The organism is Terrabacter carboxydivorans (assembly GCF_039532035.1).
In the GTDB taxonomy this organism is placed as follows: Bacteria; Actinomycetota; Actinomycetes; order Actinomycetales; family Dermatophilaceae; genus Terrabacter; species Terrabacter carboxydivorans.
Window position 1 is genome coordinate 186027 of record NZ_BAAARE010000010.1, and the last position, 24616, is coordinate 210642.

21 protein-coding genes are annotated in these 24616 nt (G+C 72.0%); 8 read left to right on the top strand and 13 right to left on the bottom strand.

Features of this window, described 5'->3' with window-relative positions:
* Together cydB and ABD297_RS12860 are read right to left on the bottom strand one after the other, a co-directional pair.
* Positions 1 to 1050 (bottom strand): cytochrome d ubiquinol oxidase subunit II, encoded by a 1050-nt coding sequence (cydB, locus tag ABD297_RS12855; protein ID WP_344255344.1) that lies wholly within the window; start codon positions 1048 to 1050, stop codon positions 1 to 3.
* Between the two features lie 16 nt (positions 1051 to 1066).
* Positions 1067 to 2545, bottom strand: coding sequence for a cytochrome ubiquinol oxidase subunit I (locus tag ABD297_RS12860; protein WP_344255345.1), 1479 nt, complete (start codon positions 2543 to 2545; stop codon positions 1067 to 1069).
* A gap of 154 nt (positions 2546 to 2699) precedes the next feature.
* Between ABD297_RS12860 and ABD297_RS12865 the strand changes: the two genes are divergently transcribed.
* The gene (locus ABD297_RS12865; RefSeq protein WP_344255346.1) at positions 2700 to 3068 is read left to right on the top strand and encodes a GntR family transcriptional regulator; all 369 of its coding nucleotides are present in this window, start codon (positions 2700 to 2702) and stop codon (positions 3066 to 3068) included.
* Positions 3069 to 3481: 413 nt separating this feature from the next.
* Positions 3482 to 4090: a hypothetical protein gene (locus tag ABD297_RS12870; RefSeq protein WP_344255347.1), complete on the top strand. Its 609-nt coding sequence runs from the start codon at positions 3482 to 3484 to the stop codon at positions 4088 to 4090.
* A 34-nt stretch (positions 4091 to 4124) separates the two neighbouring features.
* On the opposite strand, the gene ABD297_RS12875 is transcribed toward ABD297_RS12870, so the two are convergent.
* The 6 genes from ABD297_RS12875 to ABD297_RS12900 form a co-directional block, all read right to left on the bottom strand.
* Positions 4125 to 4550, bottom strand: coding sequence for a nitroreductase/quinone reductase family protein (locus ABD297_RS12875; RefSeq protein ID WP_344255348.1), 426 nt, complete (start codon positions 4548 to 4550; stop codon positions 4125 to 4127).
* 126 nt (positions 4551 to 4676) lie between these two features.
* The gene (gene paaK, locus ABD297_RS12880; protein WP_344255349.1) at positions 4677 to 6026 is read right to left on the bottom strand and encodes a phenylacetate--CoA ligase PaaK; all 1350 of its coding nucleotides are present in this window, start codon (positions 6024 to 6026) and stop codon (positions 4677 to 4679) included.
* A 130-nt stretch (positions 6027 to 6156) separates the two neighbouring features.
* Positions 6157 to 7005 (bottom strand): amino acid ABC transporter ATP-binding protein, encoded by an 849-nt coding sequence (locus ABD297_RS12885; RefSeq protein ID WP_344255350.1) that lies wholly within the window; start codon positions 7003 to 7005, stop codon positions 6157 to 6159.
* On the bottom strand, positions 7005 to 7955 hold the full coding sequence (locus ABD297_RS12890) for an amino acid ABC transporter permease (protein WP_344255351.1): 951 nt from the start codon (positions 7953 to 7955) through the stop codon (positions 7005 to 7007). Before ABD297_RS12890 ends, ABD297_RS12885 begins: the two co-directional genes overlap by 1 nt.
* 11 nt (positions 7956 to 7966) lie before the next feature.
* Positions 7967 to 8869, bottom strand: coding sequence for an ABC transporter substrate-binding protein (locus ABD297_RS12895; protein WP_344255352.1), 903 nt, complete (start codon positions 8867 to 8869; stop codon positions 7967 to 7969).
* A 179-nt stretch (positions 8870 to 9048) separates the two neighbouring features.
* The gene (locus ABD297_RS12900) at positions 9049 to 10182 is read right to left on the bottom strand and encodes a ScyD/ScyE family protein (RefSeq protein ID WP_344255353.1); all 1134 of its coding nucleotides are present in this window, start codon (positions 10180 to 10182) and stop codon (positions 9049 to 9051) included.
* A gap of 424 nt (positions 10183 to 10606) precedes the next feature.
* On the opposite strand from ABD297_RS12900, the gene ABD297_RS12905 reads away from it, so the two are divergent.
* Complete coding sequence (locus tag ABD297_RS12905) at positions 10607 to 12196, top strand: DEAD/DEAH box helicase (protein WP_344255354.1); 1590 nt, start codon at positions 10607 to 10609, stop codon at positions 12194 to 12196.
* A 173-nt stretch (positions 12197 to 12369) separates the two neighbouring features.
* On the opposite strand, the gene paaI is transcribed toward ABD297_RS12905, so the two are convergent.
* Positions 12370 to 12831: a hydroxyphenylacetyl-CoA thioesterase PaaI gene (gene paaI / locus ABD297_RS12910; protein WP_344255355.1), complete on the bottom strand. Its 462-nt coding sequence runs from the start codon at positions 12829 to 12831 to the stop codon at positions 12370 to 12372.
* Positions 12828 to 14072 (bottom strand): 3-hydroxyacyl-CoA dehydrogenase NAD-binding domain-containing protein, encoded by a 1245-nt coding sequence (locus ABD297_RS12915; RefSeq protein ID WP_344255356.1) that lies wholly within the window; start codon positions 14070 to 14072, stop codon positions 12828 to 12830. Before ABD297_RS12915 ends, paaI begins: the two co-directional genes overlap by 4 nt.
* A 105-nt stretch (positions 14073 to 14177) precedes the next feature.
* Here ABD297_RS12915 and paaN point away from each other — a divergent pair, with 105 nt between their 5' ends.
* On the top strand, positions 14178 to 15902 hold the full coding sequence (gene paaN / locus ABD297_RS12920; protein WP_344255357.1) for a phenylacetic acid degradation protein PaaN: 1725 nt from the start codon (positions 14178 to 14180) through the stop codon (positions 15900 to 15902).
* A 7-nt stretch (positions 15903 to 15909) separates the two neighbouring features.
* Positions 15910 to 17232 carry an MFS transporter gene (locus ABD297_RS12925; protein WP_425581167.1) on the top strand — a complete coding sequence of 441 codons (1323 nt, stop codon included), beginning with the start codon at positions 15910 to 15912 and terminating at the stop codon, positions 17230 to 17232.
* 91 nt (positions 17233 to 17323) lie between these two features.
* Here ABD297_RS12925 and ABD297_RS12930 read toward each other — a convergent pair whose 3' ends face one another.
* The 3 genes from ABD297_RS12930 to ABD297_RS12940 all read right to left on the bottom strand — a co-directional run bounded on the left by ABD297_RS12930 (position 17324) and on the right by ABD297_RS12940 (position 22061).
* Positions 17324 to 17704 (bottom strand): DUF1304 domain-containing protein, encoded by a 381-nt coding sequence (locus ABD297_RS12930; protein WP_344255359.1) that lies wholly within the window; start codon positions 17702 to 17704, stop codon positions 17324 to 17326.
* A 165-nt stretch (positions 17705 to 17869) separates the two neighbouring features.
* Positions 17870 to 20863 (bottom strand): AAA family ATPase, encoded by a 2994-nt coding sequence (locus ABD297_RS12935; protein WP_344255360.1) that lies wholly within the window; start codon positions 20861 to 20863, stop codon positions 17870 to 17872.
* A gap of 1 nt (position 20864) precedes the next feature.
* Positions 20865 to 22061, bottom strand: coding sequence for an exonuclease SbcCD subunit D (locus tag ABD297_RS12940; RefSeq protein ID WP_344255361.1), 1197 nt, complete (start codon positions 22059 to 22061; stop codon positions 20865 to 20867).
* Positions 22062 to 22347: 286 nt separating this feature from the next.
* Here ABD297_RS12940 and ABD297_RS12945 point away from each other — a divergent pair, with 286 nt between their 5' ends.
* From ABD297_RS12945 to ABD297_RS12955, 3 genes are read left to right on the top strand one after another with little or no spacing between them, the layout of a single operon-like run.
* Positions 22348 to 23115 carry a LamB/YcsF family protein gene (locus tag ABD297_RS12945; protein WP_344255362.1) on the top strand — a complete coding sequence of 256 codons (768 nt, stop codon included), beginning with the start codon at positions 22348 to 22350 and terminating at the stop codon, positions 23113 to 23115.
* Positions 23115 to 23744 (top strand): 5-oxoprolinase subunit B family protein, encoded by a 630-nt coding sequence (locus tag ABD297_RS12950; protein ID WP_344255364.1) that lies wholly within the window; start codon positions 23115 to 23117, stop codon positions 23742 to 23744. Before ABD297_RS12945 ends, ABD297_RS12950 begins: the two co-directional genes overlap by 1 nt.
* Positions 23741 to 24601, top strand: coding sequence for a 5-oxoprolinase subunit C family protein (locus tag ABD297_RS12955; protein WP_344255365.1), 861 nt, complete (start codon positions 23741 to 23743; stop codon positions 24599 to 24601). Before ABD297_RS12950 ends, ABD297_RS12955 begins: the two co-directional genes overlap by 4 nt.
* Positions 24602 to 24616: the final 15 nt, after the last annotated feature.

Consider the following 24616-nt stretch of genomic DNA (forward strand, 5'->3'; position numbering starts at 1 on the left):
TCAGTGCGACACCTTCTCGAGGGGGGCGTCCTCGGGGATGTGCTGGACCGTGAGGCGCTTGCGGAAGACCCAGTACGTCCAGCCCTGGTAGAGCAGGACGATCGGCGTGAAGATCAGCGCGACGATCGTCATGACCTTGAGGGTGTAGTCGGTGCTCGACGCGTTGTGGACCGTGAGGTTCCACGCGGGGTTCGTCGTGCTCGGCATGACGTTGGGGAAGAGCACGAGGAAGTACGTCGCGACGGCCATGGCGATCGTGACGGCCGTGCCGATGAACGCCCACCCCTCACGGCCGGCCCGGTTCGCGGCGAGCGCGCCGAGGAGAGCGACCGCGGCGACGACGGTGGTGACCCACGAGGCGAGCTTGCCGTCGGTCAGGCCGATCCAGAGCAGGAGGGCGACCGCCAGCACCGCGGCGACGACGCCGACGCGCTCGGCGATCTGGCGCGCCTCGTGGCGGATCTTCCCGTCGGTCTTGAGGGCGATGAAGATCGCGCCGTGCGTGAGGAAGAGCGCGACGAAGACGAGGCCGCCGAGCAGGCCGGCCGGGTTGAGCAGCGTGAAGAGGTTGCCGGTGAACTCCTTGTTCGCGTCGATCGGCACGCCGCGCACGATGTTGGTCAGTGCGACGCCCCACAGCAGCGCGGGCACGAGCGAGCCCCAGAAGATCGCCTGGTCCCAGCGCGCCTTCCACTGCGCCTCGGGCCGCTTGTGGCGGTACTCGAAGCCGAGGTTGCGCACGATGAGGGCAACGAGGATGAGCAGGAGCGGCAGGTAGAAACCGCTGAACAGCGTTGCGTACCAGTGCGGGAAGGCCGCGAACGTCGCACCGCCGGCCGTGAGCACCCACACCTCGTTGCCGTCCCAGACCGGGCCGATGGTGTTGAGCAGGACGCGGCGGCGCTTCTCGGCGTCGACGGCGTCTGCCGCGTAGCGCTTGCCGCCGAGGACCGGCAGCAGCATGCCCACGCCGAAGTCGAAGCCCTCGAGGACGAGGTAGCCCGTCCACAGGACGCCGAGGACGATGAACCAGAAGGTGGCGAGATCCATTGCAGCTCAGCCCTTCTCAGTAGGCGAAGACGAGGGGTGCGTCCTCGTCCCGGTCGGCGGGGTCCTGCGGCTCCTCGAAGGGCTCGGCCCCCTTGCGGACGTAGTGCAGGAAGAGCTTGATCTCGACGACGGCCAGTGCTCCGTAGAGGAGCGTGAAGACGACCATCGAGGTGATGACCTCGCCCATGGAGACGCTCGGCGAGACGCCGTTGGCGGTGGTCATGAGGCCGAAGACGAGCCACGGCTGGCGGCCGACCTCGGTGAAGATCCAGCCGAAGCTGTTGGCGAAGACGGGAAGGAGCGGAGCGGCCACGGCGGCATACGCCAGCCACCTCGATGTCGGCGTGCGCCCCTTGCGGGTCAGCCACAGCACCGCCAGCGCGATGGCAACCGTGGCCATGCCGAGCCCGATCATGAGACGGAACGACCAGTAGGTGGTCGGGATGTTGGGCACGAACGCGGTCGCGACGTCGGCGACGCGGGGGTTGCCGCTCGCGCCGTAGGTCTGGGCGTACTCGGCCTTGAGGTCGTTGATGCCCCGGACAGCGCCCTTGAAGTCGCCGGTCGCGAGGAAGCTGAGCAGCCCGGGGATCTCGATGAGGGCATTGGCGTGCGACCCGTCCAGCGAGCCGATCGTCAGCACGGAGAAGGGTGCTCCCTGGCCGGCGGGCACCGAGTCGTAGAGCGCCTCGGCGGCGGCCATCTTCATCGGCTGCACCTCGGTCATGATCTTGCCCTGCGCGTCGCCGGAGACGATGACTCCGACCGCGGCGACGAGGGCGAAGGCCGCGCCGATGCGCGTGGCCCGGCGGTACATCGGGGCGTCGGTCCGGGCGACGTCCTGCGCGTCGTCGGCGGCCCGCTTGGCCTCGCGGCGCATGAGCCACAGCCCGACGCCCATGACGACGCCGGCGCCCGCCATGTAGGCGGACAGGACGACGTGCGGGAAGGTGACGAGCTGGACCTTGTTGGTCAGCACGGCGAAGAAGTCGGTGAGCTCGGCGCGGCCGCTGGCCTTGTTGTAGGTGTAGCCGACCGGGTGCTGCATGAAGGAGTTGGCGGCGAGGATGAAGTAGGCCGAGAGCACCGTGCCGATGTGCACGAGCCACATCGTCGTGGCGTGCAGCTTCTCGGGCAGCCGGCCCCACCCGAAGATCCACAGTCCGAGGAAGGTCGACTCGAGGAAGAAGGCGAGCAGCGCCTCGATCGCCAGCGGGGCACCGAAGATGTCACCGACGAAGCGGGAGTAGTCGCTCCAGTTCATCCCGAACTGGAATTCCTGCACGATGCCGGTGACGAGACCGAGCGCGAAGTTGATGAGGAAGAGCTTGCCGAAGAACGTGGCCAGCCTCATCCACTCCGGGTTGTGCGTGCGCACCCAGGCGGTGTGGAAGACGGCGACGATGAGGGACATGCCGATCGTGATCGGCACGAAGAGGAAGTGGTAGACGGTGGTGATGGCGAACTGCCACCGTGCCAGGTCCGTTGCATCCATGAGGGCTCCGCGAGGGTCGCTCCAGAACTACATTACGTAGTAGATGCTAGCGGGTGGGTCGGGCGCCATCGACCGCCCTGTCGAGGGATGCGCGGTGACGCCGCTCACCCCTGCCGGCGTTGACACGGCCGCGCGCCACTGCGTTACTTCCCGGGTGACCGAACTCGGCGTCGTCGTCGACCCCGCCTCCCACGAGGCCCCCTTCGAGCAGGTGCGCGCGCAGCTGGAGGCGCTCATCCGCACGGGCCGCCTCGTGCCGGGCGACCACCTCCCGACCGTGCGCGCCCTCGCTGCGGACCTCGGCCTCGCGGCCAACACGGTGGCCCGGGCGGTCAAGGAGCTCGAGGCGTCGGGCCTCGTCGAGACGCGTGGTCGCGCAGGCACGGTCGTGGCCTCGGGTGAGCACGCGGTCGAGGCAGCCCTCGGCGTGCTGGCAGCGCGCTTCGTCGCCGCGGCTCGCGAGGCGGGCGTGGATGACGACGCCGCCGTCGAGGTCGTGCGCCGAGCCCAGCGCAACAGCTGACCGAGGGCGTATGCCGTGTGCGCGGATCAGGCGTGCCGGGCGGGTTGGGTGCCTGCGGGGCTCTGGGAGTCGTTGCGCGACAGAGGAATCGGTCGGCTCAACGGGTGCAGGACGCGAGCGATGGCCGTCCGGGACGACCGGTCGCGAGCGCGTCGGCGGGGCGGTGCAGCGACGGGCTCCGCAGCGGGACGAGTGCTGCTGACGGCCCAGGTGCCGGCGAGACGTGCAGCGTGCGGAGGGATGTTCATGGCGTGCTCCTCGATCGTCCGGCGGGTGCGGCGCACTCGTCTGTCCTCGTCGATCAGAGCGGTGCGCCACGCCGCTGATACCTCGGGCCAAGGCGTGCACCGCCGCGGCGCGGTACCGTGCAGGCGCCGTCTGCAGGGGGCGGTGCGCAGCCCAGGGGAGTGCCGATGCGCAGTGACGAGTCCGTGTCGCCGGGACGGTCCGAGTCGGGCCGGCCACGGAGGCGTCTGCGCCGGCTCGCGTCCGCCCTCGCAGCCCTCGCCACCGGCGCCGTCACGGTCACGGGGGTCGCGGCCTGCACCTCGGGTGCTTCGGCGCCCCGCCCGACGGTCGAGGGTCCGTCGATGACGTCCGTCCCGGACGGGACGACGGTCAGGCTCACCGAGCTCGAGATGCCACCGTCGTCGGCCGCCGAGGTGGCGCGCCTCCTCGTGCGCGACGCCGACGGGCTCTTCTGGTCCGGCTCGAAGGAGCCCGGGCGGCCCTTTCCCGCCCGCGCCGGCGGGCGGTACCGGCTGACGGGCCGCTGTCTGCCGGCGACAGCGCCCGGGCTCCTCGTCGTCGACCTCCTCGGCCCCGACGAGCCCGGCGCGGTCGACGGGGCGCCGTCGCAGCCGCAGACGGGCAAGCGGGTGGCGACGGTCCGCATCCCCTGTGACGGCAACGCCACGCACCTGGACCTCGAGGCGGTGCCGGACGGGTCGGGCGCCCTGTCGGTCGCCGAGGCCACGAGCCAGGTCGCGACCGGCTGGGTCGTGCTGACGCGCACGTCCTGACCTGGTCGGGCACGCGCCCACCCGACGAGCCCGGTCAGCCCGTCGGAGTCAGCTTCGCCACGGCGATCCGGCGGCCGGCCTTCGTCTCGTAGGCGGCGAAGAAGGGGTGCGACGCGACGACGACGTCGTTCCAGGCGGCGTCGCGGTCGGCCCCGCGCAGCACCTCGACCGACACCGGGTGGGTCTGCCGGCCGACCTGGATCGTCGCCGTGCTCGTCCGGCGCAGGTTGCGGATCCACTGCGGCTCCGCCGGGGCCCCGCCTGCCGAAGCGGCCAGGTAGTAGCTGCCGTCGCGCCGGACGTAGCCCACCGGCACGGTGTGCGGCCGGCCCGACGTGCGTCCCGTGACGGTGAGCAGCAGGACCGGGCAGCCTCGGGCCGACCCTCCCACCTTGCCGCCAGTGGCCCGATAGGCCCAGACCGCAACCGTGTTCGCCGTCTTCCAGAGGCGACTCGCCATCGATGCCATCGTCGTGCCCCGCTCGCTCGGAGGATCCCCTCCCGAGTCAAGCACCGCGAGAGCGCGCAGGTCCGGCAAACCGCGCGACCCGGCATACGCGGTGGGTGCGAGAGGTTGCGTGCGGCCTCAGCCCTTGGGTCGCTCGTCGACGATGCGGCGCGCCTTGCCGATGGAGCGCTCGATCGATCCTGGTGCGCGCACCTCGACGCGGCACGTCGTGCCGATGTGGGTCTTGATCGCGTGCTGGAGCGTACGCGCGATCTCGTCGGCCGCGCCGGGCTCCAGGCGCGTGAGCGGCTCGACGAGGACGGTCAGCTCGACCATCCGGCTGGGCTGGGTCAGCACGCACTGGAAGTACGGCGACAGGCGTGGCTCGGCGAGCACGTGCTCCTCGATCTGCGTCGGGAAGACGTTGACGCCGCGGATGATCATCATGTCGTCGGTGCGGCCCGTGATCTTCTCCATGCGGCGCATCGACGGGACGGCCGTGCCGGGGAGCAGACGCGTGAGATCCCTGGTGCGGTAACGGATCACGGGCATCGCCTGCTTCGTCAGCGACGTGAAGACGAGCTCGCCGACCTCGCCGTCGGGCAGCACCTCCTCGGTGACCGGGTCGATGACCTCGGGGTAGAAGTGGTCCTCCCAGATGTGCAGCCCGTCCTTGGTCGTCGCCGCCTCCTGCGCGACGCCCGGGCCCATGACCTCCGAGAGGCCGTAGATGTCGACGGCGTCCATGCCGGTGCGGCGCTCGATCTCCTGGCGCATCGACTCGGTCCAGGGCTCGGCGCCGAAGATCCCGACCTGCAGGCTCGTCGTCGCCGGGTCGATGCCCTCGCTCTCCATCTGGTCGAGCAGGCTGAGGAAGTAGCTCGGCGTCACCATGATGACGCGCGGCCCGAAGTCCTGGATGAGCTGCACCTGCCGCTCGGTCATGCCTCCGCTGACGGGCACGACCGTGGCGCCGAGCCGTTCGACGCCGTAGTGCGCCCCGAGCCCACCGGTGAAGAGGCCGTAGCCATAGGCGACGTGGACGATGTCGCCCGGGTGGCCGCCCGCGAGGCGGATCGAGCGGGCCATGAGGTCGGCCCACGTGTCGATGTCTGCCTTCGTGTAGCCCACCACCGTGGGTCGCCCGGTGGTCCCGGAGCTCGCGTGCACGCGGACGACCTGCTCGCGCGGTACGGCGAACATCCCGAAGGGGTAGTTGGCGCGCAGGTCCGCCTTGGTCGTGAACGGCATACGGCTCACGTCGTCGAGCGACGTCAGGTCGTCGGGGTGGAATCCCTTGGCCTCGAACGCTGCCCGGTAGTGCGGGACGTTGTCGTATGCCGCGTGCACGCTTCGCTGGAGACGCTCGAGCTGGGTGGCCCGCAGCTCGTCGACCGACATCGTCGGGATCTCGTGGTCCGGCAGGCCGGGCTGGGCCGGCCGGGCGGGCTCGTCGGCTGGGCGGGTGGCGGCTGACTCCGTCGTCATGGCCCCATTGTGCCCGCGCCCCTTCCCGCGACACACCGGGCAGACGCCAACGCCTGCGGTTGTAGCCGCAGGCGTTGGCAGGTGCCGGTGTAGGCCGGGGTGTCGCCGACCGGGAGCGGGTGGGTGGCGGTCAGGCCCCGGCGGCGTCGGCGCGCGCCTCGTCGTCCTCGGTGCGCATGCGCTTGAGGAACGACTTGGTGCGGTCCTGCTGCGGGTTGCCGATGACGTCCTTCGGTGTGCCCTCCTCGCAGACCACGCCGGCGTCCATGAAGACGACGTGGTCGGCGACCTCTCGGGCGAACCCCATCTCGTGCGTCACGACGATCATCGTCATGCCCGCGGAGGCGAGGTCCCGCATGACGCGAAGCACCTCGCCGACCAGCTCGGGGTCGAGCGCGGAGGTCGGCTCGTCGAAGAGCATGAGCTTCGGGTCCATCGCGAGGGCCCGCGCGATGGCCACCCGCTGCTGCTGGCCTCCGGAGAGGGCCCCGGGGTAGGCGCCCGACTTGTCGGCGAGACCGACCTGTGCGAGCAGCTCCTCGGCATGCTGACGTGCCGTCTTCTTGTCGACGCCCTTGACCTGGATCGGCGCTTCCATGACGTTCTCGATGGCCGTCTTGTGCGGGAAGAGGTTGAACCGCTGGAACACCATCCCGATGTCGCGGCGCTGGGCAGCGACCTGCTTGTCGGTGAGGTGGTGCAGGTGCTCACCCTCGGCGCGGTAGCCGACGAGGTCGCCGTCGACCCAGATGCGTCCCCCGTCGATCGACTCGAGCTGGTTGATGCAGCGCAGGAAGGTCGTCTTGCCCGAGCCGGACGGCCCGAGCAGGCAGACGACCTCGCCGCGGTGCACGTCGAGGTCGATGCCCTTGAGCACCTCGTTGCCGTGGAAGCTCTTCATGACGTTGACCGCCCTGACGAGCGGGTGCTCCCCGCCGGCGCGTGGTCGCGCGGAGGTCGACGGCGTGGTCTCGGTCATCAGGCTCCTCCCGCCCCGGCCGGGCGTGCGAAACGCTTGGTCTTGGGTCGCTGCTGTCCGAAGCCGCGACCGAAGTAGCGCTCCAGGTAGTACTGCCCGACCATGAGGATCGAGCAGATGATCAGGTACCAGGCGGTCGAGGCGACGAGGCCCGGCATGATCTTGAAGATCCTGTTGGCGATCGCACCGGTCTGGTAGTTGAGCTCGGCGATGACGGGGATCGCGATGAGCAGAGAGGTGTCCTTGACCATGGCGATCGTCTCGTTGCCCGTGGGCGGCACGATGACGCGCATCGCCTGGGGGAGCACGATGCGCCGCATGAGCTTGCCGTTGCTCATGCCGAGCGCCTGTGCGGCCTCGCGCTGCCCGGGATCGACCGACAGGATGCCGGAACGCGCGATCTCCGCCATGTAGGCCGCCTCGGACAGACCCAGGCCGATGATGCCGCCGATGATCGAGCCGGTGATGCCGTTGACGTTCAGCGACCCGATGGTCAGATCGCTGCTCAGGCCGAGCAGGCCCGCGATCTGCTGGCCGAAGGGCAGCCCGATGTCGAGCGTGTTGTAGAGGTAGCCGATGCCGCTGCCGATGATGACGAGCAGCACGTAGCGGGGGATCGCTCGGAAGAACCAGGTGTAGACGAAGGACACCCCGCGCAGCACCGGGTTGCTCGAGATGCGCATGACCGCGATGACGATCCCCAGCACCACGCCGATGAGCATCGACCCCACGGTGCCGAGGATGGTGCCCTTGAGCAGGCCGTCGATGACCGGCTGCTGGATCATGATCTGGCCCGCGAGGCTGAAGTCCCACCGGTCGTTGGTCAGGAACGAGCTGATGATCATCGCGATCATCACGACGATGACGGCGACCGCCACCCACCGCCACGGGTGCCGGACCGGCCGGGCGTTGATGAGCCCCGGCCGCTCCGTCGACGACTGGTCGGTCACGTGGGTCACCGTCACGGGTTGACGGCGAAGTCGTGGATGGCGCCGTCCTGGACGTTCCACTTGGTGAGGATCTTCGTGTAGTCGCCCGACGCGTCGAGCGCCTTGAGCGCATCGACCATGGCCGCGGCGAAGTCACTCTCGCTCTTGGGCACGACGTAGCCGTAGGGCGCGGTGTCGTAGGGCTTGCCGACCGTCTCCACCGCGCCGTTCGTCTGCTTCACGGCATATGCCGTGACGGGGGAGTCTGCAGCCATCGCGTCGACCTTGCCGCTGGCGAGGTCGGCGTTGACCTTGACCTGGAGGTCCTCGACGATCTGGTTGATGGCCGGCTTGCCGGCGGCGGTGCACTTCTTGCTACGGGCGGTGAGGTCGTCGACCTGCGTCGTGCCCTTCTGCACTCCGACGTTGAGTCCACAGGCGTTGTCCGGGTCGACCTTCTTCGGGTTGCCCTTGGGGACGCCCCACAGCGTGCCGGCCGAGTAGTAGCTGACCATGTCGACCTGCTTCTTGCGGTCGGGATTGATCGTGAAGCTCGAGACGCCCACGTCGTACTTGCCGCTGCTGACGCCGAGGATGATCGAGTCGAAGGAGGCCGTCTGGAACTCGGCCTGCACGCCGAACTTGCGCGCCACCGCCTGGAAGAGGTCGATGTCCATGCCCTCGGCGGTCTTCCCGTCGGTGCCGAGGAACTCGTTGGGCGGGTAGCTCGTGTCGACGCCGACGATGATCTTGCCCGCGGACTTGATCTTCGCCGGGAGCTTGCCCACGAGCGCTACGTCGGAGGACTGGTTGGTCGGTGCGGCACCCGTTCCGGCCGGTGAGCCGCCACCCGACAACGAGTTGGAGCCGCAGGCCGACAGGGTGAGGCCGGCGGCGACGAGGCCGGTGACGGTGAAGAGGGACATGCGACGCATCAAAGGGTCCTTCCGGGGCAAGCAGGTCGTCCGTGGAACAGGTGCGGCGGTGCGGCTCCTGATGCGCAGATCCTGCCACCTTTCCCTGCGAGTTCCCACGGATGCGACCGAACCGTTAGCGGGCACACAGGGACGCCCCGGGCACGGTCGCCCGGGGCGTCCGGCGTGACCGGCCCGCGTCAGAGTCGGTAGCGGGTGATGCTGCCGGGAGCGTTGACCACCGGGCCGTTCGGTCCGAACGCCACGTCGGCGAGGGTGCCGACGTAGAGCGACCGGCCCTGGATCTCGATCGACAGCGGACGGTCCGTCGTGACGACGGTCGAGGTGCGGCCGTGCATCAGCTTCGTCACCTTCCCGGCGAAGAGCTCTGCGACGTAGACCGCCCCGTCGTCGCCGAGGGCGAGGTCGGTCGCGCCGAGGAAGCCGGTCGCCACGCGCTTGGCCGAGTGCCTCCACGGGTTGACGGTGTAGACCGACCCCCGGGCTCCGAGGCTCGGGTCCTCGGGGCCGCCGGGCAGCGTCGAGACCCACAGCCGGCCGTCCTCGCCGCGCTCGACGTCGGTCGGGACGGCCTCGAAGTTGTACGTCGCCCCGGCCAGGCAGGACGGCGCACCGATCGCGGCGACCTGCGCGGCCGACAGCGTGACGGGCTGCGGCGGCAGGACCGCGATCGTCGAGACGTGCCCCCGACGGTCGACACGGAGGACGTCGTTGCCCCCCGCGTCCGCGACCGCCCACGACCCGTCACCGAGGTAGGCGACGGCATACGGGTGGGAGTCGACGTGGCCGGTGTACGTCGCCGGCAGCTGGAAGGCATTCTGGAAGAAGGCGTCCAGCTCTCCCGGCGCACAGGACGTGCCCCCGGAGACGACGCCGTAGGTGGCGCCCCCGTCGGGGTTCGCCGTCCGCTCGTAGCCGCTGAGGTCGGCGACGACGTCCGGTCGGCCCTTGGTGCGGATCGTCAGGGTCGTGGCGCTGTGGTCGTCGTTCGACGACGTGAAGGCGAAGGTGCGGCCGCCCTGGATCACGTCGATGCCGGCGACCTCCGGCTGCGGTCCCGTCGTGACGACGGTGTCGGTCCCTCGCGAGATCTTGTTGACGGTGCCGACGAATCCGTCTGTGTACCAGACGTCCTGGCCGGCGATGGCCATGCCGAAGGGCGCAATCACCTTGCTGTTCAGCACTTTCGGTGAGTGCCCGGGGTTGGCTCCGGGCTGATGGGCGGAGGCGCCGGTCGCCGTGACGGCGACGAGCGCGGTGGCTGTCGTACACGCGGCGACGGCAGCAGTGATCGCACGGATGGTGATCGTCATGTGGTTGTCCCCTTGTCATCCTCGAGAGCGGGAGTTGCGGTGCGCTCTCGCGGCGTCCCAACGACGTCGTGCCATCGACGGTAGGGAAGGGCTGTGGCGTCCGTCAGACGATTTGCCGGATCGCGCCCGCCGTTTGCGAGGTCTGTGCCGAAAGGCCCCGAAGATCCTCGCGACGTGACCGTCGTCAGGCCCCGAGGGCCGTCGTCGGGTCCCGAGGGCCGTCGGTGGACGACCGATGCGGGGCATCGGCCGCACTCGGGTAGCATGGACACCAGCGGCCCGCCCAGTTCTGCCTCGGGCTGCTTCTTCTTGGCCTGGCGGAGTGTCGCCGGCCCCGTCGATTCGCTCTTGCGCCGCGACACCTCACAGCCGAGGCCGTCGCGCCGGGCAGAACGACCGCATCCACTTTTTGGAGTACCCACCTGTGTCCACTGACACGAACTTCGCCGTTCTCGGCGTGCCCACCCACCTCGTCACCGTCCTCGACGACCTCGGCATCACCGTGCCGACGCCGATCCAGGCCGCGACGCTGCCCGACTCGATCGCCGGGCGCGACGTCCTCGGCCGTGGCCGCACGGGCTCCGGCAAGACGTACGCGTTCCTGCTGCCCCTGCTGACCCGCCTCTCGCAGTCGGGCGGCCGCCGCCAGTCGCGTCGTCCCCGCGCCCTGATCCTCGCGCCGACCCGCGAGCTCGCGACGCAGATCGACACCGCCATGGCGCCGCTCGCGAAGCCGCTCGGCCTCACGTCGCAGACGATCTTCGGCGGCGTCGGCCAGAACCCCCAGGTCCAGGGCCTGCGCGCCGGTGTCGACGTCATCGTCGCCTGCCCCGGCCGCCTCGAGGACCTCATGCAGCAGGGTCACGTCTTCCTCGACGGCATCGAGATCACGATCCTCGACGAGGCCGACCACATGGCCGACCTCGGCTTCCTGCCCGGCGTCCGCCGGATCATGGAGAAGACCCCGCCGAAGAGCCAGCGACTGCTGTTCTCGGCGACCCTCGACGGCGCGATCAACGTCCTCGTCAAGCGCTTCCTCAACAACCCCGTGACGCACGAGGCGGACTCGGCCCAGTCGCCGGTCTCGACGATGAGCCACCACGTGCTCCACGTCGACAACGGCTCACACCTTCCGGTGCTGCTGGACCTCACCGCCGCGCCGGGTCGCACCGTCGTCTTCACGCGCACCAAGCACCGGGCCAAGAAGCTCGCCAAGCAGCTCAACGCCTCGGGAGTTCCGGCCGTCGAGCTGCACGGCAACCTCAGCCAGGGTGCCCGCACGCGCAACATGGACGACTTCCACTCGGGCCGCGCGCAGACGCTCGTCGCGACCGACATCGCGGCCCGCGGCATCCACGTCGACGACGTCGCGCTCGTGATCCACGCCGACCCGCCCGTCGAGCACAAGGCCTACCTCCACCGCTCGGGCCGCACCGCCCGCGCGGGCAATGACGGCACCGTCGTCACGATGATGCTCGACGACCAGGTGCGCGACGTGCGTGACCTGACGCGCAAGGCCGGTATCAAGCCGACGACGACGCGCGTCCAGCTCGGACACCCGCTTCTCACCGAGCTCGCCCCCGGCGACCGGTCGTATGCCGGTGGGCTCGTCCGCGAGGAGGCGCCCGCGGGTGCCGGGGGCGGACGCGGCGGCAACGGTGGCGGTGGCGCCGCTGGTGGCCGTGGACGCGGTCGTGGCCGCGGCGGCAACGGCGGTGCTTCCGGTGGTGGCCGTGGCGCCGCAGCCGCTCGGCCTGCCGGCGAGGGTGGCCGCGCTCGTGGCCGCGCCGACGAGGGCTCGGGCCGTGCAGCCGGTTCCGGTCGTGGCGCCGGCGGTGGCCGTGGAGGTCAGGCCGGTGGCCAGGGTGGTCGTCGTTCCGGTGGCGCCGGCAGCGCTGGCACCGGCGGTTCGGGCCGTCGCGGCGGCTCCTCGACCGTCTACTCGACGAGCAGTGGCGGCAGCGCCGCGTCGTTCTCCGCCGGCTCCCGCGCAGGCACCCGCCGCTCCCGCTGACTGAGGGCCCGCACCAGCTCTTCACCGTCGAGAGGCCAGAGTTTGCGGCCTCCGACCAGTCGAGAGGCCAACGTTCGTCACGAACGTTGGCCTCTCGACGTCACCACACCCACAAACCGTGGCCTTTCGACGTTCGGGACCCGGCCACATGTGGCCTTTCGACGGGTGTGGGGTCAGGAGCGCTTGAGGCTGCGGCTGCGGCCGCGGAACTCGGCGATGATCTGACCGTCGGACTCCCGCTTGACCGTCACGTCGGTGATCCCGCTGCGCCCGAACGCCGAGCGCACGTGGCCCTCGGCGACGAGCACGTCCCCGAGCCGGCCCGGCGCGGTGAAGGAGATGTCGGCCCCGGCCGCCACCGTGAGGCGCCCCCGCGAATTGCAGGCGAGCGCGAAGCACGAGTCGGCCAGGGTGAAGATGTAGCCGCCGTGGCAGATGGCGTGACCGTTGACCATGTCGTCACGGATCGCCATCTGCACCACGGCATGGTCCTGCTCCACGACGACCGCCTCCATGCCGAGCCGGCGCGAGGCCTCGTCGTCGGCCCACATCTGCCGCGCGAAGGCCACGCCGGCCTCGGGGTCCGAGCCGTCTGCGTCCGGGCCGCCACCGGCAGGGAGCTGGGTCTCGCTCATGTCAGGCTCCCGTCGGTCAGGGCCGGGCTCGGCCGGTAGCGGCCTCCGGGGTAGGCCTCGTCGAGCTCGGCGAGCTGCCGGGCGACGACGTCGAAGCCGACCTCACGGCCCCACTCGATCGGGCCCCTCGGGTAGCGGGTGCCGAGCCGCATCGCGGTGTCGACGTCGTCGGCGCTCGCCTCGCCGCGGGCGACGAGGTCGACGGCCTCGTTGACGAGCATCGCGACCGTCCGGGCGAGCGGGTCGGTCGCGACCGGCCCGCCGACGAGTCGTCCGGCGAGCTCGAGGTCGGGCCCACCGTCCTGCGCCGAGGCGTCCAACGAGCCGTCGGCGGCATACGCGTAGACACCCCGGCCCGACTTGCGGCCGAGCCGGCCGGCCTCGACCAGCTCCTGCTGGAAGGCCGTCGGCGCATAGCGCTCGTCGCGGCCCGTCTGCTCCCACACCGACGTGCCGACCGCGAGGTTGACGTCCTGCCCGATGAAGTCGGTGAGCTCGAGCGGGCCCATGGGGAAGCCGCCCTTCTCGCGCAGCACCCAGTCGACGGTCGCGGCGTCGGCGATGCCGGCCTCGACGATGCGCTGGGCCTCGCCGTAGAAGGGTCGCGCGACGCGGTTGACGATGAAGCCCGGTGTCGAGCTGCAGCGGACGGGGGTCTTGCCCCAGGCCTTCATGAGCGCGAGGGCGTGCTCCACGTAGGCGTCCGCCGTGCGCTCGCCGTGCACGACCTCGACGAGCTCCATGACGGGCGGGGGGTTGAAGAAGTGCAGGCCGAGCACGCGCTCCGGGTCGGCGACCTCGGCGGAGATGTCGTCGATGTCGATGCTCGAGGTGTTGGTCGCGAGCACCGTCGTCGACGGCTGCCTGTCGGCGAGCTCACCGAAGATGCGGCGCTTGAGCTCGAGGTCCTCGGGCACTGCCTCGATGACGAGCCCGCAGTTGGGCAGCTCGTCAAGGGTCTCGGCCGGCGTGATGCGCGCCAGAACGGCCGCCGCGTCGTCCGACGAGAGCCGTCCCTTCCCGACGAGCCGCGACAGCGCGGCGCCGATGCGTTCGACCGCAGTCGCTGCCGCGCCGGGAGCCGCGTCGACGAGCGTCACGGCGTGGCCGGCGGTCGCGGCGACCTGGGCGATGCCGGCGCCCATCGCGCCGGCGCCGACGACGCCGACCGGGCCGAACGGCGACCCTTCGTCGACAGGCTCCGCGCGTGCGTGTTCGGGCTCGGTGAGGTCCGTGTCCATGCCCGCCATCCTGCCCGTTCCCCCGCCCCGGGTGCGCGGTGGGAGGCCGCGTGACGGTGCCCGACGGCATACGGCCCCGGTGTGCGCCGGGGCTAGCATCGACCCGTGACTGCACCGGCAACGACGCCCACCCACCCCTTGCTCGACGCGCACGCGGGAGTCCTCGACGAGATCCGTCAGGCCCTGGCGAGCCGCTCCTGGTACTCCCGCTACCCCGAGTCGCCGAGCCCTCGCGTCTACGGCGAGACCGCCGCGGCCGACGGACTCGCCGCGCACGAGGCGCACCTGGACACGGCGTATGCCGGCCTGTCGGGTCAGCCGACCGACGGCACCTTCGTGGGGAGCGAGGTCTCGCCCTACGGCCCGACGCTCGGCGTCACCTACCCGGCGCTGGACCTCGACGCGGGGCTCGCGGCCGCGCGGGCGGCGATGCCGGCCTGGCGTGACGCAGGTCCGCAGGTGCGGGCCGCGGTGTGCGTCGAGATCGTCGACCGCATCAACAAGCGCAGCTTCGAGATCGCGAACGCCGTCATGCACACGTCGGGGCAGCCGTTCGTCATGTCGTTCCAGGCCGGTGGCCCGCACGCGCAGGACCGCGCGATCGAGGCTGTCGCGGCCGGGCTCGTCGAGCAGGAGCGCGTGCCGGCGTCGGTCGTCTGGGAGAAGCCCGGCCGCGACCGCGAGGGCAAGCCCGCTCCGACCCGCATGCAGAAGGACTACCGCCTCGTGCCGCGCGGCGTGGCACTCGTCATCGGCTGCAACACGTTCCCGACGTGGAACGCCTACCCCGGCATCTTCGCCTCGCTCGTCACGGGCAACGCGGTCGTCGTCAAGCCGCACCCGCGCGCCGTGCTGCCGCTCGCGATCTCCGTCGAGGTCGCCCGCGAGGTGCTCACCGAGGCGGGCTTCGACCCGGCGCTCGTCCAGCTCGCCGCCGAGGCGGACGGCCAGGGCCTGGCCAAGACGCTCGCAGAGCGCGACGAGCTCGCGATCATCGACTACACCGGCGGCCCGACGTTCGGCGCCTGGCTCGAGGAGTCCGCAGCCGCGCACGGCAAGCTCGTCTACACCGAGAAGGCCGGCCTCAACTCCATCGTCGTCGACTCGACCGACGACCTGCGCGGCATGCTCGGCAACCTCGCCTTCAGCCTCACGCTCTACTCCGGCCAGATGTGCACGGCGCCGCAGAACATCTACGTGCCCGAGGGCGGCGTCGACACCGACGAGGGGCACCTGAGCTTCGACGAGTTCGGTGACCGCCTCGCCGGCGCCGTCGGGCGCCTCACGGGCGACGACGCCAAGGCCGTCGAGCTGCTCGGCGCCACGGTCAACGACCAGGTGCGCGACAACGCGGACTCGCTCGCCTCGATCGCGCAGGACGCCGACGGTCGCGTCGTGCTCGACTCGCGCCGCGTGACGCACCCGGCGTATGCCGATGCCGTCGTCCGTGCGCCCGGCCTCGTCGCCGTCGACGTCGCCCGCGAGGACGTCTACACGCAGGAGTGCTTCGGCCCGGTCGGCTTCCTCATCCGCACCGCCTCGACCGAGCAGTCGCTCGCGCAGCTCGCCGACACAGTGCGCGAGCACGGCGCCATGACGGCCGCCGTGTACTCGACGGACGAGTCGGTGCTCGACGCGGCGCGCGACGCCGCGGCCGAGGGCGGGGTCGCCCTGTCCGAGAACCTCACCGGCCAGATCTTCGTCAACCAGACGGCGGCGTTCTCCGACTTCCACGGCACCGGTGCCAACCCGGCCGCCAACTCCGCCTACACCGACGCTGCCTTCGTCGCGAACCGCTTCCGCGTCATCACGTCGCGCCGTCACGTCTGAGGCGCGGGTGGTCCGCGCTCCAGCCTCCCTCGACCGGGCAGCCTTGCAGCGCAGGGTGGTTCGGACTCTCGTCGGATCCCAGATCCTCAGCGGTGTGGGGATGGCGTGCGGCATCGCCGTCGGTGCCCTCCTCGCAGAGGACCTGAGCGGCACCGAGGCGCTCGCAGGCGTCGGCACCACGGCGCAGGTGCTCGGCACAGCGCTGCTGACGATCCCCGTCGCTCGGGCGACGGCGGCCCGGGGGCGCCGCGTGGGCCTGCGATCGGGCCTCGCGGTGGCGTTCGTGGGCGCCGCGCTCGTGCTCCTCGCCGCGGTGCTGCGCTCGTTCCCGCTCTTCGTCGTCGGCATGTTCCTCTTCGGTGGCGGCACCACCGCCAACAACCAGACGAGGTATGCCGCCGCCGACCTCGCCGCGCCGGTGCACCGTGGTCGAGACCTGTCGGTCGTCGTGTGGGCCACGACGATCGGGTCCGTGGTCGGGCCGAACCTCGTCGGTCCGGGCAAGGCGCTCGCGCGCACCCTCGGCCTGCCCGAGCTGGCCGGGACGTTCCTCTTCTCGCTCGTCGGCTTCGTGCTCGCCTGGGTCGTCGTCGACCGGCTGCTGCGACCCGACCCGCTGATCACCGCCCGCGCCCTCGACGCCGCCGATCGCGAGGATGCCCGCCGGGCCGTCGAGCCCGACGTCGTCGTCGACCCGGCGTCCGGGGGCGTGGCCGACGTGCCGAACCACGACGGGTCGATGCGACGGGGCCTCGCCGTCGTGCGCCGCAACCCCCGGGCGCTGCAGGCGATGCTCGTCATGGCCCTCGGACACCTCGTGATGGTCAGCGTCATGGTCATGACGCCGATCCACATGCAGCACGGTCATGCCGAGCTCGAGGTCATCGGCTTCGTCATCTCGGTGCACATCCTCGGGATGTTCGCCCTGTCGCCGCTCGTGGGTGCAGCGGTCGACCGCTGGGGCGCCCCGTCCGTCGCCATGACCGGTGGCGTCGTGCTGACACTCGCGTCCCTGCTCGCCTCGCGCTCGCAGGCCGGCTGGTCCGGACTGCTGCTCGTCGCGCTCTTCCTGCTCGGAGTCGGCTGGTCGTGCACGCTCGTGTCCGGGTCGACCCTGCTGACCTCGGTCGTCGCGACCGACGAGCGCCCGGCGACGCAGGGTCTCGCCGACGTGCTCATGGGGCTCGCCGGAGCGGTGGGAGGCGTGGCGGCCGGAGTCGTCGTCGGGTCCCTCGGCTACTCCGTCCTCGCGTCGGGGTCCGCCGTCGTCGGTGTCGTGGTCCTCGTCGTCGGCGCGTCCCGAGTGAGGTCCGCCGTCACCGTCGGCTGAGCGCCTCAGGCCGACCCCTGTCGGCCGAGGCTGGTGGGCTGGGAAGGGCCTGCCGGCCAGGCCTCAACTGAGCAGGGTCAGCCGAGCAGGGTCAGCTGAGCAGGGTGAGCACGAAGCCGATGAGCGGCAGCGTGCCCTGGGTCAGGGCCGCCCGCAGGTAGCTGCGTCCCGTCGTCACGAGGACGGAGGCGGCGAGCACCATCGACCCGGTGCAGAAGAGGGCGAGCGTGCGTCCGGCCGTGTCGTGACCGGTCCACCACAGCACGAGGCCGAGCCCGGCACCGAGCCCGAGGAAGAGGTTGTAGAAGCCCTGGTTGTAGGCCATCGACCGGGTCACGTCGGCCGCGGCCTGGTCGGCGACGCCGAAGCGCTTCCAGACCTCGGGCCGGGTCCAGCCGACGCTCTCCATCCAGAAGATGTAGACGTGCAGCAGTGCGGCCAGCCCGACGAACACGCTCGCGGCGATCCTCATGCCCGGATCGTAGGCCCCGTCGAATGGCCCCGCGGTCCCACGGACCCCGACTCTCCGGCCCCGGCACCTGTGACGACGGGTCCACTCGACGGGGAGCGGGGCCCGCGGGTGTGGCGGCGGTCCCCTCGACGGAGGAGCGGGACCGGCAGGTGTCACGGCGGGGTGTCAGGCGGTGATGCGCAGGGTGCTCGTGCGGTCGGGCTTGACGAGCACCTCGATGCGGTCGGCGACCCGGGACTTCAGCTCCGTCACGTGGCTGACGATGCCGACGGTGCGTCCGCCCTCGCGCAGTCCCTCGAGGGTGTGCATGACGTCGTCGAGCACGTCGGGGTCGAGGGTGCCGAAGCCCTCGTCGACGAAGAGCGTGCCGAGGTCGACGCCTCCGGACTCGGCCCGCACGACCTCGGCCAGCGCGAGCGCGAGGGACAGCGAGACGTAGAAGGTCTCGCCGCCCGAGAGCGTGCCGACCTCGCGGACCTGGTTGGTTTGCATGTCGTGCACCCGCACGCCGAGGCCCGACTTGGCGTTGCCCTTCTTCGCGTCGGTGTGCTCGAGCGTGTAGCGGCCGCCGGAGAAGCGTCCGAGCTCGGTGTTGGCCGCCGAGAGCACCTCGGTGAACCGCCGGATGAGGACGTACTTGGCGAGGTCGAGGTTGAGCTGGTTGTCGCCGTTGCCGGCGACGAGCTGGCCGACCCGCACGGCGTCGGCGGTCTCGGCGATGACGGCGGCGTTGCGGGCCATCGCCTCGCGCACGTCGGTGACCCGTCGCTTGGTGCGGGTCACCTGGTCGCGGAGGCTGCCGTGCTCGTTGGTCGCGGCCTCCATCTCCTTCTTGGCCGCGGCGGCGAGGGCCTCGAGCTGCTCGATGTCGTCGAAGAGGGCGTCGAGCTGGACGTCGGCGAGCTCGGGCCCGGTGAGGCCGGCCCGGACCTGGGTGCAGGCGCGCTCGAACTCGGCGATCTCGCGGGTCTTGGCGTTGATCCACTCGGCGCCGCGGTCGGCCGCCATCCACTCGGCGACGTCGGCGAAGCCGAACTGGGCGAGGTCGGCGTCGCGCGCTGCGGTGTCCTCGGCGACCGACGCTGCCGCGACGTCGCGCTGGCCGAGGGCATCGACGAGGGCGTCGATGCGGGCGGCGCGGGCGACGAGGTCGTCGCGCCGGGCGGTGACGCTGGGGTGGCCGTCGCGAGCGATCTCGACGACAGACGTCTCCTCGGCGATGCGGGCCTCGAGGTCGGCGGCCGACTGTTCGGTGCGGGCGAGGTCGGCACCGAGGCGGCCCGCCTGCGCGGAGAGGGTGTCGACGCGGTCGCGCAGCTCGGTCAGGCGGCCGACCCCCACCTCGACGTCGGCACGCGCCCGCACGGACTCCGCGAGCTCACGGGCCGCAGCCTCGGCCCGCGACCGGGCCGTGGCGACGTCGAGGCCGTCGCACCGGGCCGCCAGCTCGCGCACCTCAGACCGCAGGTTGCCGAGGGCCTCGGCCGCGAGGGCTGCCTGCTCACGGAGGCGGACGACCCGACCCTCCTCGGATTCGATCTGCTCGGGGGTCACGGCATCGAGGGTCGGGTGGGCCGGCGAGGGGTGCTCGAGCGACCCGCACACGGGGCACGGGTCGCCCGCGACGAGGGAGAGGCCGAGCTCTCCGGCGATGCCGTCGATGCGGGCTCGGCGCAGGCCCGCGAGGGAGGTCTCCGCGGTCGCGACCGCCGACAGGGCCTCGGTCGCCACCGACTCGGCCCGCGGCGCGCGGGCCAGGGCGGCCTCGTGCGCGACCGCTGCCTCGAGCCTCTCCTTGACGCGCTCGCCCTCGGCGGTGCGTCCGTCGAGGAGGGCGGCGACACGTCGGGCCTCGGTCAGCGCCTCCTCGTGCGTCGCGATCGTCATGGGAAGGGCCTCGAGCTCGGTCGTCACGGCCGTCACCGACCGGTGAAGGCCGTCGAGCCGTTCGCGCAGCTGCCCCAGCTGTGCGACGCGGCCGGGAAGGGCGTCCTCGAGCGTGATGGCGCCGGTGAGAGACCCGACGACCTCGCGGGCCTGCGCCGCGGCCTCTCGCAGCGCGGCGGGACCGTGGTCACGCAGGGCCGCGTCGACGCGCGCACGGGACTGCGTCAGGGCTGCCTCGGCTCGCTTGAGGGCGGCATCGGACTGGGCCAGGGTGCGCACGGCGCCGGCGACGGGTCGGGCCTGTCGGGCGCGGGCCACCTCCTCGCCGAGCTGCTGGAAGGCGACCGCCTGCTTGCCGAGGTCGTGCTCCTGCTGCTGGAGCTGGAGCAGCCGCTCCCGACGCTGCATGCGCAACCGGGCGTCGCTGACCATGTCGGCCATCTGCTTGTGGGTCTCGATGGCCTCGCGGCTCGCCTTGCCGGCGTGGCGCTCACGGGTCGTCAGCTCGTCGACGACCTGGGCCAGCTCGGCGTCGAGGGACTCGGGGGCGGTGCGGCTCAGATCCTCGAGGACCTCGCGGCGCTCGGTCTCGAGGCCTGCCGACACCGCGAGCGCGTGCACGGCGAGCCGGATCTCGTCGACGGCCGACTGACGACGGGCCTGGGCGACGCGGCCGGCCTCGACGATCTCGTCCTGCACCCGGCGGAAGAACGCCGTGCCGAAGACCTTCTCGAGCAGCTTGCCCTTGTCCTCGGAGCGGGCGCGCAGGAAGGTCGCGAACTCGCCCTGCGGCAGGATCACCGTCTGCACGAACTGGTCGCGGGTGAGGCCGACGGCGCGGGTGATCTCGTCGTCGCAGTCGCCGATGTTGGTCGAGAGCAGCTCGCCGCCCACGAGGTCGTCGGGGGTCTGCAGGCGCCACAGCTTGATCGTCGGCTGCTGCACCGTGCTGCCCTCGCCGCGCGACTTGGGCCGCTCGAAGCGAGGCGTGCGCTGCACGCGGTAGAGACCCGACTGGGTCTCGAAGACGAGCACGACGACCGGCACCGTGCGGGGGTCGGCGTGGTGGGAGTGGATGCGCTCGACGTCCGCCGAGGCCTGGGCGACCTTGCCGTAGAGGCCGAAGGTGATGGCGTCGATGATCGTCGACTTGCCCGAGCCGGTGGGGCCCTCGAGCAGGAAGAGGCCGGCGCGCCCGACGGTGGTGAAGTCGATGACCTCGGTGCCGGCATACGGCCCGATGGCCGTCATGGACAGGTGGTGCAGCTGCACGTCAGCCCACCTCCTGCGCCTCGGCCCGGTGCTGGGCCCGGACGGCCGCCTCGAAGCCGGCCTCGAAGACGTCGATCTCGCTGCTGCTCGCCTCGGTCTTGGTGACGTAGGCGATGAAGTCCGCCCCGAGCTCGCGCGGGTCGCGCTCGCTGACGACGGTCGTGCCCGACCGGCCGCGGTCGATGGCGCCCTCGGGCTCGTGGAAGACCTGGAGGGCGTGCGGGAAGCGGGACTTCAGGCGGTCCATGAGCGAGTCGGGGCGCACGCGGTCGGTCACGGTGACCCGCACCCACGCGTCCTCGGCCGCGGCGAACGCCGCGGACTCGAGCAGCTCGTCGAGGCGGCCGCGCAGGGTCGCCATCGCGCGCGGCTGCACGACCTCGACCGGAGTCACGCGCGCCGGCCCCGACGCGTCGAGGTCGACGAGCAGGACGACCTTCTGCTGCTCCTGCTCGGAGAAGGAGTAGCGCAGCGGCGAGCCGGAGTAGCGCACGACCGACCCCTCGGCCGACTCGGGAGCCTGCGGGCCGTGCAGGTGGCCGAGCGCGGCGTAGTCGATGCCGTGGAAGGCGGTGCCGGCCACGCGGTCGACGCCGCCGACCATGATCGAGCGCTCGGAGTCGCTCGGCTCGGCGCCGGCGACGAAGGCGTGCGCCAGCACGACCGAGCGGACGCCGGGACGGTCGCCGAGGTCGGCGCGGATGCGGTCGCACGCCGCCGCGACCACGGCCTGGTGCGAGCGCGGCAGCGGGTCCCCGCCGCCGGCCAGCGCAACTCGCGCGTGGTCGGGGTCGAGGTAGGGGATGCCGTAGACCGCGGCCCGCACGCCGTCACTGCCCTCGAGGAGCAGCGGCAGGTCGAGCTGCCCGGGGTCGGTGACCATCCGGATGCTGTCGCGGAACAGGCCGGCGCCGTAGCCGAGCCGGATCGCCGAGTCGTGGTTGCCCGAGGTGACGACGACGGTCGTGACCGCTGACAGCCGCGAGAGCGTCCACTCGAAGAGCTGGACCGACTCCACCGGTGGCACGCCACGGTCGTAGACGTCACCGGCGACCAGCACGGCGTCGATCGGCACCCCGTCGGGCGGGTCCTCGACGAGCTCGCAGATGCGCTCCAGGACAGCCGTCTGCGCCTCGTGGAGGTTCACGCCGTGGAGCGTGCGCCCGAGGTGCCAGTCGGAGGTGTGGAGCAACCGCATGCCACGACGGTAGGACCCCGCGCCGACACCCTCGCCACCGACACCCCGGTGGGCGGTGCGGCCCTACGGCAGCGCCGGCGCGTCGGGCGGCCGGAGGACGGCGAGGCGCAGCTCGGCCAGCAGCCCTCGAACGTCGCAGAGAGGGGGCACGCTGTCGCAGGCGGTTATCGTCGTCCATGGTCGTGAACCTTCGTCAGCGCCAGCCGCCACGAGCAGCCGACATGAGCCCGACCCCGCCCGTGGCCCCGGTCGACCCTCTCGTCGGCACGGCGGTACGGTCCGCCCCATGAGCTCCATCGACCTCAACAGCGACCTCGGCGAGGGCTTCGGCCGGTGGACCCTCGGGGACGACGAGGCCATGCTCCGCGTCGTCACGAGCGCCAACGTGGCCTGCGGCTTCCACGCCGGCGACCCGAGCATCCTGAGGCGCGTGTGCGCCAGCGCGGCCCAGCTCGGGGTGGCCGTCGGTGCGCAGGTGGGCTACCGCGACCTCGCTGGCTTCGGCCGCCGCCACATCGAGATGGACCCGGCCGAGCTCGTCGACGAGCTGATCTACCAGATCGCCGCCCTGCACGGCATCGCCGGTGTCGAGGGGGCCCGCGTCAGCTACGTCAAGCCGCACGGCGCCCTCTACAACTCCGCGGCGAGCAACGCCGTGACGGCCGGCGCCGTCACGGAGGCGGTCGCCCTCTTCGACCGGACGATGCCGGTGCTGGGCCTCGCCGGTTCCGAGCTCCTCCTCCGGGCGGAGGCCGACGGGCTCACCGCGGTCGCCGAGGCCTTCGCCGACCGCGCCTACAACCCCGATGGCCTGCTCGTCCCTCGCCGCGAGCCCGGAGCGGTCATCCACGACCCCGACGTGGTCGCGCGCCGCTGCGTCCAGATGGCGACGGAAGGCACCGTCGTCGCCATCGACGGGACCACGATCTCCGTCGCGGCACAGTCGATCTGCATCCACGGTGACACCCCCGGCGCCGTCGAGATGGCGCACGCCGTGCGTCGCGCGGTCGACGACGCCGGCGTCGCGCTCCGGGCGTTCACGGCAGTGCCGTGATGACGCGACTGCTGGCCGCCGGGCACCGCGGGCTCCTCGTCGAGTGCGACGACCTCCCGGAGGTGATGGCCCTCCACCGGGCGCTCGAGGAGGCCCGCGCCGGTGGCGCGCTGCCCGGCGTCGTCGACCTCGTGCCCGCGGCCCGCACGGTGCTCGTCACGTTCGACGAGACCGCCTCGCACAGCAGGATCGCCGAGGCGCTCGCAGCCCTCGAGGTGCGCCCTCGCGACGACGACCCGACCGGACGCGAGGTCCAGGTCGACGTGTCCTACGGCGGGGACGACCTGGACGAGGTCGCACGCCTCAGCGGCCTGTCGGTCGAGGAGGTGGTGCGCCGCCATGCCGCCGCCACCTACGTGGTGGCCTTCACCGGGTTCGCCCCGGGCTTCGCCTACCTGGTCGGGGGAGACCCGGCCCTCGTCGTGCCGCGCCGGGACACCCCGCGCACCCGCGTCCCGCGCGGCTCCGTCGCCCTGGCCGGCGAGTTCACCGGGATCTACCCGCAGGAGGGGCCGGGGGGCTGGCAGCTCATCGGCCGCACCGAGGCGCCCCTCTGGGACCTCGACCGTGAGCCGCCCGCCCTGCTCGCCCCCGGCACCCGGGTGCGCTTCGCGAGGCTCGACCCGTGATCGAGGTGCTGCGGGCCGGACCGCTGACGACGCTCCAGGACCTCGGCCGCCCCGGGCTCGCGCACCTGGGCGTGGGTCGCTCGGGCGCCGTCGACCGGCCGAGCCTGCGCCTCGCCAACCGGCTGGTCGGCAACGCCGAGGGCGCTCCGGCGCTCGAGACGACGTTCGGCGGCCTGGTGCTGCGCTTCACCGAGGCTGCCACGGTGGCGGTCACCGGCGCCCCGGCCCCGGTGCGCGTCGACGGTCGGGCACACGCCTGCTGCACGCCCGTGACCGTGCGGGCGGGCGAGGTGCTCGAGCTCGGGATGCCGACCCGCGGCGTGCGCACCTACCTGGCGCTGCGCGGCGGCGTGGCGTCCGAGCTCGTGCTCGGGTCGGCCGCCACCGACCTCCTCTCGCGCCTCGGGCCGGCCCCGTTGCGCGACGGCGACACCGTCGAGCTGGGCCGACCCGTGGGCCCGATGCCCGGCGTCGACCACGCCGCGGTGGCCGAGCTCCCCGACGAGGTCGTGCTGCGCGCCGTCCCCGGCCCGCGCGCCGACTGGTTCACCGCCGACTCGCTCACCCGCCTCGCCCGCGTCGCCTACGAGGTGACCGCGGCCTCCGACCGGATCGGGCTTCGGCTCGAGGGTCCGGCGCTGACCCGGCAGCGCACCCACGAGCTGCCCTCCGAGGGCGTCGTCGAGGGGGCGGTGCAGGTGCCTCCGGACGGTCGCCCGGTGATCTTCCTCGCCGACCACCCGGTCACCGGGGGGTATCCCGTCGTCGCCGTCGTGCACCCCGACGACGTGCCGCTCGCGGCCCAGGTCAGGCCCGGCCAGCCGCTGCGGTTCGCGCTCGAGCCGCCCCTGCTCTGACGCACGGCGCCGCCG